Here is a 13,917-nt window from a genome sequence, read left to right as displayed (position 1 = left end):
TTGTCAGATCATTTAGCACTGGCAGTTACTTTTGGCGTTTCGTGTGCCAATGATTTAGCCGCTTGGCGTAGCTCAAACTTTTGAACTTTACCGGTACTGGTCTTAGGTATTTCTGCAAAGACAATATATTTTGGCACTTTAAAACCTGCTAGGTGCTGACTACAATGATCCATCACCGTATCACGTTGCAGAGTACTACCGGCGTGAATCTCGATAAAGGCAACGGGGACTTCGCCCCATTTATCATGTGGCGCGGCGACGACGGCACAGCTCTCAATCGCAGGTAGTTTATACAAGACGTTTTCTACCTCGATACTAGAGATGTTCTCACCGCCTGAAATGATGATATCTTTTAGTCTGTCCATGATTTTGATATAACCATCAGGGTACTTAATACCCAAATCACCCGTGCGGAACCAGCCATCAGCGAAAGCCTCTTCGGTAGCCTTGCGGCTTTTTAGATAGCCTTTCATCACCATATTGCCACGCAGTGCCAGCTCACCCATCTCTTCTCCGTCAGCAGCGACTGGTTCAGTCGTACCTTGCTTAAATACCTCAAACCCTGCCATCAAGTGAGAAGTCATGCCTTGACGTGATTTCTTTTGGGCGCGTGTGGCCACATCAAGCTCATTCCATTCTTCCTGCTCAGCGCAGACCGTCACTGGACCATATACTTCAGTGAGACCGTAGACATGCGAGATATGAAAGCCCATTGCTTCCATCGCAGCCAGCATGGTTTCGGACGGCGGTGCACCAGCGACCCAGCCTTTGACCGTATGGTTGATAGCGTCTTTATACTCAGGTTTGCCGCCAGCAATCATATTATGTACGACCGGTGCAGAGCAGTAGTGACTAACTTGATGCTTAGCAATCAGCTGCAATATCAAATCAGCATCAATTTTTCTCAAGCATACATTGACCCCAGCACGTTCAGCGATGGTCCACGGAAAACACCAACCGTTGCAGTGAAACAGTGGTAGCGTCCATAGGTACATCGGGTGTTTGGGCATATCCCAATCTAAAATATTAGAGATAGCATTGAGAGTTGCGCCGCGATGGTGATAGACCACGCCTTTGGGCTTGCCTGTCGTGCCAGAGGTATAATTGAGTGCAATAGCGTCCCACTCATCTTTCGGCATCTCCCAATTATCCAAACTGTCTGAGCTGGCTACCAATGCTTCATAACTCATGAGCCCAAAACGCTCGACATCGACAGCCTTGTCCGTTGAGTGAATGACGATTAAGTCTGGAAAAGTCTCATTGATGATTTCAGCATGCTCAGCAAATTCGCTATCTAAAATTAAAACCTTTGCTTCGGAATGCTGCAAACAAAAGGTAAGTGCATTAATATCAAGGCGGGTGTTTAAGGTGCAGAGTACGCCGCCTGACATCGGCACACCAAAGGCGCATTCGACCATCGCTGGCGTGTTCGGTAGCATCACGGCTACGGTGTCGTTTTTATCGATGCCCAATTTGCGCAGACCATCAGCCAATTGGCGACAGCGGGTATAGGTCTGTTGCCATGTCTGAGTGAGGCCGTTTTGTTCTAGGTCGTCATAAATGATGGCAGTCTTATTGGGATAAACTTGAGCGCTGCGAATGATGAAGTCAATAGGGGTAAGTGGTTGATGGTTGGCGGCGTTTTTGCCAAGACCTGTATGGAAATCTGTCATGATGATAGTCCTTTATCGTATTTCTATAATGCGTCAGTACATTAACGTCAGTATGTTCTTTAGTACAATAATCTAGCATAGAAATTATAGGTATAAGTCGATATTTATCGATTTATATCTTAGTCTAATCTCTCAATGATATTAAGCTAACGGTATATAATCTACCTCAAAAGTTGGCTGGGTTTTGTGGTGTTTGCTTAACCATATGCCACAGTACAGCCTGATACACAGTCCTGCTCGTTATAGCAATTAATATAGTGCTCACTCATCAGTCGCTTGTCTGCATAGCTGACAATAATCGCGGTGTGTTACGATATTGAAGATGCTAAACCCCTTAGACCCACTAATTCTAAAAAGCCGTTTTTAAGAAGTAGCCTCATAAACTATTCATAAGGAAAATGATATGTCTGCCAGCCATAGTGCCAATACGATCCAAACCGCTAGCACCAATGAACACTATCCGCATTTATTTGAGCCGCTAGATTTGGGCTTTACTACGCTAAAAAACCGTATGGTTATGGGCTCGATGCATACTGGGCTTGAAGACCGTTTTTATAATTATGGCAAGTTGGCGGCGTATTTTGCAGAACGTGCCAAGGGCGGCGTGGCAATGATGATCACTGGCGGCATCTCGCCCAATCGTGAAGGTTGGTTGTTGCCTGCTGGCGGAACGATGAATACTAAAGCTGATGTTATCAATCACCAGCGCGTCACCCGTGCTGTGCATAAGCATGACAGCAAAATCATCATGCAGATATTGCACAGTGGTCGCTATGGTTATCATCCATTTGCCGTATCCTCTAGTCCGATTAAGTCACCAATCTCACCGTTCAAACCGCGTAAGATGAGCATCAAAAACATCGAGCAGACGGTAAAAGATTATGCTCGCTCAGCCAAACTTGCCAAGCAAGCAGGCTATGATGGCGTCGAAATCATGGGCTCTGAGGGTTATCTACTCAACCAGTTTTTATCAAGTCATGTGAATAAGCGTAAAGACATTTATGGTGGTGATATTCACGGACGTATGAAGTTCGCTGTCGACGTGGTCAAAGCGGTACGTGCGGCGACTGGCGAAGACTTTATTATTCTATTCCGCCTATCAGTGATTGATTTAGTCAAAGACGGTAACGTCATGGATGAAGTCATCACCGTGGCTAAGGCACTAGAAGAAGCGGGTGTAACCATCATGAATACGGGCATCGGCTGGCATGAGGCGCGTGTGCCGACTATCGTGACTAGCGTGCCACGAGCCGCTTTTGTTGATTTCACCGCTGAAATCAAAAAGCATATTAGTATCCCGATGATGGCAGCCAACCGTATCAACATGCCAGAAACAGCAGAAGAAATCGTTGCGACTGGTCAAGCAGATATGATTCAGATGGCACGTCCATTCTTGGCTGATGCGCACTGGGTTAATAAAGCCAAAAACGGACAGACAGATCGTATTAACACCTGTATCGCTTGTAACCAAGCCTGCCTCGACCATACGTTCGAAAACAAACGCTCGACTTGTTTGGTCAATCCGCAAGCCTGTTATGAGACTGAACTGGTCTATAAAAAAACCAAAAAACCGAAAAAAGTCGCCGTCATCGGTGGCGGTGTCGCTGGTATGTCAGCGGCTCATGTGGCGGCCTTACGTGGTCATGAGGTGACTCTGTTTGAAGCAAAAGACGTGCTTGGCGGACAGTTTAACTACGCTAAAGTCATCCCTGGTAAAGAAGAGTTCTTTGAGACTATTCGCTACTATATCAATGAGCTTGAGCATTTGGGTGTTGAGATTAAACTGAATACCAAAGTTGATAAGGAAATGCTTGAAAAAGCTAAGTTCCATCATGTCATCGTAGCAACGGGTGTCGTACCGAGAAGTCTAGAAGGTAAGCTCGAAGGGGCTGAGCTGCCACAAGTAATGAGCTATGCTGAGCTGCTGTCTGGCGAAAAAGCAGTGGGTAACACAGTAGCGGTCATCGGTGCTGGTGGTATTGGCTTTGATGTAAGTGAATATCTAACGGCTAATCATGGTAAGTCACTGGATGAGATTGGCCCTGTGGGACTAAAAGATCCAAGCTATCGCCCTGAGCCGCAGTCTATCAGCGAGTGGCGCGAAGAGTGGGGCGTGACCAATGATACCGACTATCAAAATGATGGTGGTCTGGTCAGACCAGCTGCGATCAAACCAATTCGCCAAGTGTATTTAATGCAGCGTAGCAAAGGCCGTCTGGGCAGTGGTCTGAACAAAACCTCAGGCTGGGTACATCGTGCGCATATCAAATCTCACGGCGTCATCCAAGTCGCTGGCGTGCAATATGACAAAATCACCAACGAAGGCATCTGGGTAACTAACCCACAAGGTCAAAGCCAGTTATTACGCGTTGATAGCGTCGTTGTCTGTGCCGGTCAAGAATCAGTCGTTGAGCTGATGCCAAATGTGGGTGATGCACCAGACGCGCAATACCATCTAATCGGCGGTGCTAAGCTAGCAGCTGAACTAGATGCCAAACGTGCGATTCGTGATGGTGCAGAGGTTGCGGCAGGGATTTAATCGTTAGACAGAAAGTAATTAAGAGGCGGCAGGGATATTATCTTCTGCCGTTTTTTGGTTTAACAAATTTGGATTCTTATAATATAGACTCAGATTCTTTCAAAGTTTTTTCAAAGGTAAAAGTATTCTGCTTACTTACTCTCGTTCTAATATAATCCCGTCAAAATACCCTCGCATACCACAATGTAGTTCTCTATACTGGTTATCAATGTCTCTCAATAACAACTGGGTCCTACCTTTATAAAATGCTGGATATAAACGTAGCTCAACATCTTTGTTTGACTGTTCATCATTAATGACCCAATGATTCTGTGACCATACGGCCTTACTCTCTCCTAAATCACAAGTATGAGCATTGGTAAAAATCAAAACGCCCTCGATAATAGAAAGGTAAGGTTTATTAGCGACACTATGAATCGATACCGTGTTTTTCGCCTCTCCTGTATCCTCCCAGCGTTGAGTACCTGAATTGTATATTGAGATTTGAGAGGTTTGAGAAAACTTACCAAAGGCACTTTTACTCGGTAAATCAGAAGGACTTAACTCATCTGAAAAATTCCAAGCCACACCGTAACTGCTTTGCTCTTCGATATATTCTTTATATTCACGTATCAGACATTCTTCACTTTTACAGGTATTACGCTGAAACGTAAGCCATGTGCGTTGATTCGCAATGAACCTATCTTTAAAAGCTTTGCTGTCTTCATAGTCAGGAGCAGCGCCAAGATTGATTTTATATTTCTTCACCATTGCGTCATCAAGCTTAGAAAGCTCAGGACTATCACAGACGGTTTTTTCTACCCAGCTAGCAGCTTTGTTGCAGTCAAAACTTGCTGCATTTGCATAAGTGGAGAGTAGGCAAGTGCCTAAAATACCGATTGTAGTGATGCATAACTTTTTCATATTACCCTCATTTTTTAGAGCTTGATTGTATTTTAAGAAAGCTACCACTGTGATATATGTGTCATCATCACTTTCTACAAAAAACGAATCAGTCCATCCATCCTAGCCCAACTAGTTAGCCTCACTCACCTACCAACTGCCAATATTTTCCATCGAAATCCAAGGCTCAATAGACTCTAGGTCTTCGCCACTTTGTAGCAACTCAATTGAGATATTATTGGGGTCTTTAACAAAAGCCATATGGCCATCTCTAGGTGGTCTTAATATCTCGACCCCTGCCTGTATAAAGGTGTCGCACTGTGCGTATATGTTGTCGACTCTAAAGGCAAAGTGCCCAAAATTATCGCCATTGGTATACTCTTTTTCATCCCAGTTGTGTGTCACCTCAATTTCTGGTGCACCCTCATGCGTTGCTAAAAAATATAAGCTGAATCTGCCTGATTCAGAGTCTCTCTTTCTTAGCAGTTGTAAGCCCATAAGGTCACAATAGAAAAATAACGTTTCTTCTAGTTTGTTGGTTCTAATCATTGCATGTAAGTACTTCATGAAAATACCTTAATATTGATTATTAATAAAAAATGGAGTAATGGCAGGGTGCTTTTTATGCATCATTAATATACAAAATCTAAGATGGCGTACGTGTGATATCAATACCATTAACTATATACAGCGCATTTGTGTCAGTAGCTTTTTATCAAGCAGTGTAAGCAGCACACTCTATAATACTTGCTATATTAAATCTGACGTCGCAAAATCTAACCTTCCATCTCACCAACTAACCACTGCTCAAAATCACTAACTTGCGCTGCCAACTCAGGTTGCGCTATTGCTAACTCATCGAGTTTAGCTTGAATCTCTTTCTTGTTATATCTAATACCAGTTAATGTCTTTCTAAGCAGGTCGATAAGCTCAACATTTAGCGCATCAGAGAAGATGACAACTTCGGTAATTATGGCTTGCTTTACATCTATATGCACATCCATCATGCCCCAATCAAAGCGTGTCTCGATATGATGGGTGAACTCAGGCGTTTTACCAAAGCGCCAATCCCAGTCTGCCATCTGCTGATAGTAAGCGTTTAGCGTCGGTTGCTTAGCAAGGCTGGCTTCATCTAATTGCTCGACCTGTGCAGTCTCTCCATGATATTCACAAAACGCTTCGATAATCGTATCAGACAAGGTTTCGTGATTGATAGCCTCATTAAAATCTACCAAGTTTGCCACGCGAGCGCGCACAGATTTGATGCCTTTTGCTTTGAGCTTTAGTGGATGCGGATTCAGATAATCACCAAGCTTTTGCATATTGGCATTGACCAGCAATGTGCCATGATGAAAGCTGCGATCGGCTGCATGTCTAAATGCGCTGCCCGATATTTTGCGGTCGCCGACCTGCATATCGTTACGACCAGACAGCGTGGCGTCTATGCCGAGTTTTTTAAGTGCATTGATGATGATAGTGAAGTTTGCTTCTTGGTCGTAAGCATCACTGGGCGATAAAAAAGTAAAATTGGTATTACCCAAATCATGGAACACAGCACCGCCGCCACTCTGACGCCGCGCTAAAAATACATCGTCTGCTTCCATCTTATCGGTTTTGCACTCTACCCATGGATTTTGTGAGCGTCCAATAACCACGGTCTCAGAGTTACGCCATAAAAATAGGGTATGTGAGTCGGGATTGAGTGTATTAAATATCCAATCCTCGGTGGCAAGATTAAACCAAGGATTGGTCACAGCAGATTTCAGGATGCGCAGTTTCATGTATTTGACTCTTTAATAAACGGGGTTAGTGAGCAGGTTTTATAAATAGGTAGCATCATTCTTACCGATGCACGGTTGTAATTCAATGGCTGTCCAACAGGGAAGTTGATTTTACAATTTGAAGACGTTGAGCATATTTTTAAAAACTAAGATTTATAGCTTAACAAACTGGTAAAGTAGTTAAAAATTGGGCCTGACCTACTAACGTTAGCTTTTTGGAAATATTTTCATGCAAATAGAATGGGTGAATTGGGTATCTGTATTTATGGCGTTGATAGCAACAGCGTCGACTATTATTACTTATGCTGTATATCGCTCATCAACTGATCCAGAAGTTATAGTTTACGCTGATACAGATAAGAAACGCCCATCAGTTATAATTCTAATTATTGAAAACATAGGTAAAGGCCCAGCAGAAAATATAAGTTTTAAGACATCAAGGGAATTACCTGAAAAAGCGTTCGGTATAAAAGAGCCTGATGATATGCCAAAGGCAATGAGTTCTGGTCCTATAACAACCGGAATACCTTATTTAGCTCCGAGTCAAAAAATAATTATTACTTGGGGCCAATATGGAGGATTAAAAAAATATATTGGTAGAGACAACATTGTAGTCAAGGCTCAATACAAAAGAGCAAATTCTAAGTTTCGATTTAAGGAGTTAGATAGTTCATCTCAAATTTTTGTTGAAGCATTCTATCAGACAGATATTTCTGACTTGAACTGGGATAGAAAAATCTCAGAAACTCTAATAAAAACCAATGAGCAATTACAAAATATTGATAAGGCTATTAAGAAATTAGGTTCAGAAGAGGTTTGAATCTCGTCTATAAATGTCAGATATCTTGCACGTCTCATTGGTCATTAGTCATTGTCAGCCCTCACAACTACTATTTAGCACAAATCTCCCACTGCGATTTTGTACTAAGATAACATTGCATAACTGCTTTACCAGACTGCGCATAGGCATCACTGACGATACGCTGATTGGTTGGCAGACGATATCTGATGATCGCGGGCTCGTCATTGACGGTAGTCGTCCATCCAGTCACTTCATTACGGTCATTATAGTTTGCACTGGTAGAGGTTGCCATTTTGCCAAACCCTGGCAGATTATAGGAGACCTGTCTAAAACTATAACTCATCGCTGCACCCTCAGCGCCCTCATACTGACAGTTTAGCTTTTTTTGCAGTTTATCTTGTTTATAAACATAGCAAGTGGTCTCATCTGAGAACTGACCAACCCCGCAAAAACCTGCCGTTGCAACTGACATCATACCGATAAATAACGCTATCCTTTTCATAATCATTCCTCAATAATTTATAAATCCTACTAATGATGTTTGCCATCTATTTTTTGTATTGCCAAATACTAACCAATACCTTTTAGATAGTAGAAAATTAGTGAACAAATATCAACTAATATATTTTGAGAAAATCTTGAATTGATTTATCAGAGCTACTTTTAACAACAGTATTATTAAGAGTAGCTGTTATAGGGTAGTGCTATAAGCAGGATTTACTATGACCGTGGATCTGTTTTTATAGGTATTGAACGGATGACTTACTTAAGGGTGACTTTGGAGTTCTTTAGTATGTGAATAGAAAGGTGCTGGAATAGGCTAAAGTATAAGAAATATAGGATAGGCGCTGCTTACTGTATGGTGCTCAATAAAAGGGGTTTGTCCAAATTTACAGATTATCAAAAAGGTGAAAACCTTAAAACTGTGCTAAAAAAATCAATAAGTGGATAAAAACTCACTATAAACTTTATAAAAAATTACCCATCAAACAATTAAAAAGTTATCATCATGAGTTTTTAATCACATGATAATTTTTACAACGCATCAGACGATTATGACCGACACGAGTTGGTAAACGCAGTCTAAGCGCTTAATAGGATTACCCAATGACCAACCGTGACCTCATCATCTTTGTGACGCTCTCTTTTATGTGGTCACTTTCTTTCGTTTTTTATCGTATTGGCGTGCCTGAGTTTGGCTCATTGGCATTCGCCAGCTTGCGTGTGATATTCGCCGGATTGGTTATGTTGGTCTTTGTATTGCTCAATAAGAAAAACAGAGTCGGCATCAAGGAGCATTGGAAAATGCTAGCGCTCGTTGGCTTGTTTTCGGCAGCGCTGCCTTTTGTGTTGTTCTCATTTTCCGCGCAGTCAGTGAACGCAGGCGTGCTAGCCGTGCTAAATGCTTCTGTACCGATGATGAGTGGTTTTATCGCTAGAGTCTTCTTTAAAGATAGGCTATCGAAAAAACAAGCACTCGGTTTGGTCATTGGGGTGATTGGGGTAATCATACTGATGAGCGAAAGCTTGTTTGGTGGCGGCGAGCCAGGCAAAGGATTGGTCGAAGGTCTATTGCCGATGGGCTACGCGCTATTAGCTTGTGTAGGTTATGCGCTTGGGGCCAACATCACTAAAAACTATCTGTACGAAGTATCGCCAGTCGCTATCACCGCAGGCTCGCTCATTATCGGTAGTATCATTATGCTGCCTGTGGCTTTTAATGAGTTCCCTTATGGCAAAGATATCAGCATAAAGGCGTGGGTATCAGTGATCTGTATCGGGGTATTTTCGACCGCCATTGCCCTTATTTTTATGAATCAGCTTATTAAAAATATTGGGCCAACGCGTGCCACGAGTATCACGTTAGTCATTCCAATTTTTGCGATTATTTTGGGCTATCTATTGCTTGGCGAGGCGCTAAATATACAAGCTATCATTGGTTCGATTGTGATATTGATCGGCACATATCTGTCATTAGAGCTATCAATTAAGAAAATGCTAAAGCCAAAAGATAAGACCCAGACGAACAGTATTTAAGGCTTAGTAAACAGTCTTCGTAGTAAACAGATATGAAGATTTGTATAGGTGAATATTGTTGTATCTGTTTGTAAATATTGCTTGGAATAATGAAATCTATCCCCTATAAATATAGGCGATAAACGTAGATTTACTAATGATATTATAAGTTTTTCTAAACAGCATTCGATAATAATCAGTATGAATGATGGTTGCTATAACTAAAGATCATAAATAGCGACAATAACCAATAGGACAGATCATGGCACACGATATTTTATTTGAGCCTGTAAAAATGGGCACACAAACGCTAAAAAACCGCATTATGATGGCCCCACTGACACGTCTGCGTGCCGTTGAGCCAGGCGATGTCCCTATCACATGGGCAGCAGAGTACTACTCGCAGCGTGCAGGGGCGGGCCTTGTCATCACTGAGGCAACGCAAGTATCGTTTCAAGCAAAAGGCTATGCAGGCGCACCAGGGCTACATACTCAAGATCAAGTCACTGCATGGAAAGCCATCGTTGACAATGTCCATGCCAAAGGTGGCAAGATCGTCGTCCAGCTATGGCACACAGGACTTGTCTCACATGAAAGCGTACAACCTGAACGCCGTGCGCCAATTTCAGCCTCAGATGTCGATGTAGGTATCCGTACCTCATTGCGTGATAGTGACAACCAAGCCATTCGCGCGGATGCCACGCCGCCGCGCCCAGCCAGTCTTGATGAGATTCAGCAAGTGGTTACTGACTTTGCGCATGCAACCAAGTGCGCGCAGGAAGCGGGGTTTGATGGTATTGAGATTCATGGCGCGCATGGTTATTTGCTGCATCAGTTTTGGGCCGAGCATACCAATCAGCGTGACGATGAATACGGTGGCAGCCGCGAAAACCGCGCGCGTCTGACCTTAGATGTTATCGATGCATGTGTGGATGCTTGGGATGCAGATCATATTGGTATTCGTATCTCGCCACTGGGCACATTCAACAATGTTGAGGGAGGCTACGAAGAAGACGATAACATTTGGCTGATTGAACAAATCAATAAGCGTGGTCTAATGTATTTGCATCTGTCAGAGCCAGATTGGGCAGGTGGTACGCCGTATAGCGATGAGTTCCGTCAGCGTGTCCGTGATGCGTTCGATCAGACCATCATCGCGGCGGGTGGCTATGATGCGGACAAAGCTGAGAAGAACATCAAAGCAGGCTATATCGATGCGGTAGCATTCGGTCGTGATTATATTGCCAACCCTGATCTCGCTGAACGTATTCAAGAGGGCGCACCGCTCAACGAGCAGCATCCAGAGAGCTTCTATGGTGGCAGCACGGTTGGCTACACTGATTATCCGTTTATGAATGAAGTGTAAGCAATTATCCATCCGTCAGTATCACTGAATAGGCAGACAAACGCGTTATAAAAAAGCCCTTTGACTATCGATAGTTAGAGGGCTTTTTTTTACGCAGAGATTTTGATTATTTGCCGAAGTTGCCTGTTTGATAATCACGGAACGTTTGTCGTAGCTCATCTTGGGTATTCATCACAAAGGGGCCGTGACCTGCGATAGGTTCACCGATTGGCTCGCCGCTTAGCAGTAGCAATTTGATAGGTGTGTCTTCATCGGTAGTTGCAGGGTAGGTCAATTCGATAGTATCAGTAGCAGGTAATGATGAATGTTCAGATTGAGTGCCTACATGATTTCGAATAGGCGCTGAAAATTCAATTAGGCTGCCTGCGCTGACGGCTGTACCGTTGACCAATATTTGACCTTCTTGTACCAGGAGTAGGGTATTGTGCGTTTTCGGTACTTGTAGCGTGGTTGTACCTGCTGTATGTAGCTCAATATCCCACATATTGACTGGCGTAAAGGTCGTTGCTGCTCCCGCTATCCCATGCCAGTCACCGGCAATAATGGCAGCTTGGCCAATGACAGTTTGCTCGTCGCTATTGTCTATCAGATCAACGATAGGCATATCAGCACGTTTGATAGATTGGTATTTTGGGTCGGTCAGTTTATGGGCGCTTGGCAAGTTGACCCATAACTGCACCATACTAAATATACCACCACGTTGCCCAAAGGCTTCAGAGTGGAACTCTTCGTGCAGAATACCGCGACCAGCAGTCATCCACTGTACATCACCTTCTAAAATATCACCGCGCCCACCTGTCGAATCTACATGACTAATCTCACCTGCATAAGCAATGGTGACAGTTTCAAAACCTTTATGTGGGTGTTGACCAACGCCATGTGGCTGCATTTTATAAGAGGGATTGGGTGAAAACGTTGTTGGCTTGGCATAATCTAATAATAAGAAAGGATCAGTATGGCTATAATTAAGGTCTGGATTGTCATCTAAATGACTGATCAGAGTTTTTACAAAAAAGCCGTCACCTACCCAGTGCGACTCTTTTTCACCGTGAATGTGTTTAATTGAACGCATGGGTCACCTTATTAGTCTGATTAGAATTACTATCAATAGAAAAGCTATTATTAAGTAATACTACTATGAATATAAGAGTGGATTGTATGAGTTTTTATTACTATTTCATTCCTAGTGCTGTCAGCAGCGATTAAGCAAATGTTAAACACTTATAAGTGTCCATGATTAGACGGTCTCACCACTCACAAAACCACTTGCCCATGCCCACTGAAAATTATAACCACCAAGCCAGCCGGTCACATCAAGCACTTCACCGATAAAGTATAAGCCGTCTTGTAAATTGCTTTGCATCGTTTTTGAAGAAACCTCATCAGTTTTGACGCCGCCGCGTGTGACCTCAGCGGTACGGTAGCCTTCCGTGCCAGAAGGTTTGAGCTGCCAACCATTAAGGGTAATACCAAGCTCTGTGAGACGTTCGTCTTTAATATTAGCAAGCTCCGTATCTTTGATGTCTTCCCACAGATGCGTCTGTAGTGCTGCTAATAGCTTCTTGGGTAATGCATTATCTGTGTTTTCTGCCAATACGGTACGAATAAGCTGGCGTGGATGTGACTTTTTGCGAGCAAGTAAAAGCTCAGTGACGTCTATTTCAGGCAACAAATTGATACTGATGGTTTCCCCAGTCTGCCAATAGTTGGAGAGCTGTAGCATGGCAGGGCCAGAGAGACCACGATGGGTAAATAGGACAGGTAATTTAAAAGAGATACGCTCATTACTGGCAATAACTGGCAAACTGATACCAGCCAAAGCACGGATAAGCTCGCCTGTTTTGTCAGTGAAGGTAAAGGGTACAAGGCTAGCGTCAGTTGGCACAAGAGTATGCCCGAACTGCTGCGCCAACTCATAGCCGATACCACTTGCTCCCATGGTCGGGATAGATAGTCCACCAGTGGCGATGACTAAAGACTCACAGCTATAGCCTGTTTGCGAAGATTGAGTGCCGTTCGCAATGTCTTTTTTACCAAGCTTTTTGCTCGTCGTTAGATAAAAGCGTTCGCCTTTATCATGAGCAGCAGTTTTGACATGATCAATCTGAGCATTAAGCTTTACTTGTACGCCTACAGCCGTGCATTCATCTAGGAGCATAGACAAGATATCTTGTGCCGAGTCGTCACAGAACAGCTGACCGTGTTCGCGTTCATGGTAGGCAATCTTATGCGACTCTACCATGCCGATAAACTCCCAACTTGGGTAACGACTTAGCGCTGATTTGCAGAAGTGGGGATTGGCACCAATAAAGTGCTCAGGCTCTACAAAGTAATTGGTGAAGTTGCAGCGACCACCACCTGACATCAAAATCTTTTTACCAGCTTTATTGGCATGATCCAAAACCAATACGCGGCGACCGCGCCGTCCGGCAGTCAGTGCACAGTACAACCCTGAAGCGCCAGCACCAATAATAACGACATCATAGTGAGTATGGTTTTGTGCATTGCGTTGATTAGTCATTGCGGTCTCGTAAAACGATGGGGTGAAAAAAGTATAACCAGGCCAAGCATTGTTTTTATTAAAAACGCGGCTGACATTTTGTTAAATGAAGCAGTATGTTTAGTGTAGCTATTGTCCATATTTCACTAAAGGTTACAAGGATTAAATGCCCTAAGCCATACGCTGTTACCGTGTGATCACAACCAGCTGTCATTTTAGTACTATCGTTATGATAGCTGCCCCTATAAATAGCATTATACGTACCAGTATAAGTACTAATATAATTACCCCACTCTCAACTTCGAAAGTGATTGAAAAAAGAAGAGCACCTCACTAATCTATTGTTTTCGACCAAGAA

11 protein-coding genes are annotated in these 13,917 nt (G+C 43.3%); 4 read left to right on the top strand and 7 right to left on the bottom strand.

Going from position 1 to position 13,917, the window contains the following annotated elements; genetic code table 11:
• Positions 1–8 precede the first annotated feature (8 nt).
• Positions 9–1,673 (bottom strand): AMP-binding protein, encoded by a 1,665-nt coding sequence (locus I3249_RS11150; RefSeq protein WP_238070007.1) that lies wholly within the window; start codon positions 1,671–1,673, stop codon positions 9–11.
• 403 nt (positions 1,674–2,076) lie between these two features.
• On the opposite strand from I3249_RS11150, the gene I3249_RS11145 reads away from it, so the two are divergent.
• Complete coding sequence (locus tag I3249_RS11145) at positions 2,077–4,212, top strand: NADPH-dependent 2,4-dienoyl-CoA reductase (protein WP_238070006.1); 2,136 nt, start codon at positions 2,077–2,079, stop codon at positions 4,210–4,212.
• A 135-nt stretch (positions 4,213–4,347) separates the two neighbouring features.
• On the opposite strand, the gene I3249_RS11140 is transcribed toward I3249_RS11145, so the two are convergent.
• The 3 genes from I3249_RS11140 to I3249_RS11130 all read right to left on the bottom strand — a co-directional run bounded on the left by I3249_RS11140 (position 4,348) and on the right by I3249_RS11130 (position 6,875).
• Entirely contained in the window at positions 4,348–5,115 is a 768-nt protein-coding gene (locus I3249_RS11140) for a lysozyme inhibitor LprI family protein (protein ID WP_238070005.1), read from the bottom strand.
• 129 nt (positions 5,116–5,244) lie between these two features.
• Positions 5,245–5,661, bottom strand: coding sequence for a VOC family protein (locus I3249_RS11135; protein ID WP_238070004.1), 417 nt, complete (start codon positions 5,659–5,661; stop codon positions 5,245–5,247).
• A 209-nt stretch (positions 5,662–5,870) separates the two neighbouring features.
• On the bottom strand, positions 5,871–6,875 hold the full coding sequence (locus tag I3249_RS11130; RefSeq protein WP_238070003.1) for a lipoate--protein ligase: 1,005 nt from the start codon (positions 6,873–6,875) through the stop codon (positions 5,871–5,873).
• A gap of 229 nt (positions 6,876–7,104) precedes the next feature.
• Here I3249_RS11130 and I3249_RS11125 point away from each other — a divergent pair, with 229 nt between their 5' ends.
• A complete protein-coding gene (locus tag I3249_RS11125; RefSeq protein ID WP_238070002.1) occupies positions 7,105–7,695 on the top strand; it encodes a hypothetical protein in 591 nt (196 codons plus the stop codon).
• Positions 7,696–7,765: 70 nt separating this feature from the next.
• Here I3249_RS11125 and I3249_RS11120 read toward each other — a convergent pair whose 3' ends face one another.
• Positions 7,766–8,179 carry a hypothetical protein gene (locus I3249_RS11120; protein WP_101205128.1) on the bottom strand — a complete coding sequence of 138 codons (414 nt, stop codon included), beginning with the start codon at positions 8,177–8,179 and terminating at the stop codon, positions 7,766–7,768.
• Positions 8,180–8,784: 605 nt separating this feature from the next.
• Between I3249_RS11120 and I3249_RS11115 the strand changes: the two genes are divergently transcribed.
• The gene (locus I3249_RS11115; protein ID WP_101205127.1) at positions 8,785–9,714 is read left to right on the top strand and encodes a DMT family transporter; all 930 of its coding nucleotides are present in this window, start codon (positions 8,785–8,787) and stop codon (positions 9,712–9,714) included.
• A gap of 241 nt (positions 9,715–9,955) precedes the next feature.
• Positions 9,956–11,059 carry an alkene reductase gene (locus I3249_RS11110; RefSeq protein ID WP_058024390.1) on the top strand — a complete coding sequence of 368 codons (1,104 nt, stop codon included), beginning with the start codon at positions 9,956–9,958 and terminating at the stop codon, positions 11,057–11,059.
• Between the two features lie 106 nt (positions 11,060–11,165).
• Here I3249_RS11110 and I3249_RS11105 read toward each other — a convergent pair whose 3' ends face one another.
• Complete coding sequence (locus I3249_RS11105) at positions 11,166–12,131, bottom strand: pirin family protein (protein WP_238070001.1); 966 nt, start codon at positions 12,129–12,131, stop codon at positions 11,166–11,168.
• Positions 12,132–12,296: 165 nt separating this feature from the next.
• Positions 12,297–13,580, bottom strand: a complete 1,284-nt coding sequence (locus tag I3249_RS11100) for an NAD(P)/FAD-dependent oxidoreductase (protein ID WP_238070000.1) — start codon at positions 13,578–13,580, stop codon at positions 12,297–12,299.
• Between the last annotated feature and the right edge of the window lie 337 nt (positions 13,581–13,917).

This window comes from Psychrobacter sp. Ps1 (assembly GCF_022129425.1).
GTDB lineage: Bacteria > Pseudomonadota > Gammaproteobacteria > Pseudomonadales > Moraxellaceae > Psychrobacter.
Note: the sequence above shows the minus strand (reverse complement) of the source record. Positions and strands in the feature narration are given on the sequence as shown.

Coding starts and splice junctions, on each gene's coding strand:
- I3249_RS11140 (WP_238070005.1), bottom strand. CDS start 5,115: ATGAAAAAGTTATGCATCACTACAATCGGTATTTTAGGCACTTGCCTA.
- I3249_RS11145 (WP_238070006.1), top strand. CDS start 2,077: ATGTCTGCCAGCCATAGTGCCAATACGATCCAAACCGCTAGCACCAAT.
- I3249_RS11110 (WP_058024390.1), top strand. CDS start 9,956: ATGGCACACGATATTTTATTTGAGCCTGTAAAAATGGGCACACAAACG.
- I3249_RS11115 (WP_101205127.1), top strand. CDS start 8,785: ATGACCAACCGTGACCTCATCATCTTTGTGACGCTCTCTTTTATGTGG.
- I3249_RS11100 (WP_238070000.1), bottom strand. CDS start 13,580: ATGACTAATCAACGCAATGCACAAAACCATACTCACTATGATGTCGTT.
- I3249_RS11150 (WP_238070007.1), bottom strand. CDS start 1,673: ATGACAGATTTCCATACAGGTCTTGGCAAAAACGCCGCCAACCATCAA.
- I3249_RS11120 (WP_101205128.1), bottom strand. CDS start 8,179: ATGAAAAGGATAGCGTTATTTATCGGTATGATGTCAGTTGCAACGGCA.
- I3249_RS11135 (WP_238070004.1), bottom strand. CDS start 5,661: ATGAAGTACTTACATGCAATGATTAGAACCAACAAACTAGAAGAAACG.
- I3249_RS11105 (WP_238070001.1), bottom strand. CDS start 12,131: ATGCGTTCAATTAAACACATTCACGGTGAAAAAGAGTCGCACTGGGTA.
- I3249_RS11130 (WP_238070003.1), bottom strand. CDS start 6,875: ATGAAACTGCGCATCCTGAAATCTGCTGTGACCAATCCTTGGTTTAAT.
- I3249_RS11125 (WP_238070002.1), top strand. CDS start 7,105: ATGCAAATAGAATGGGTGAATTGGGTATCTGTATTTATGGCGTTGATA.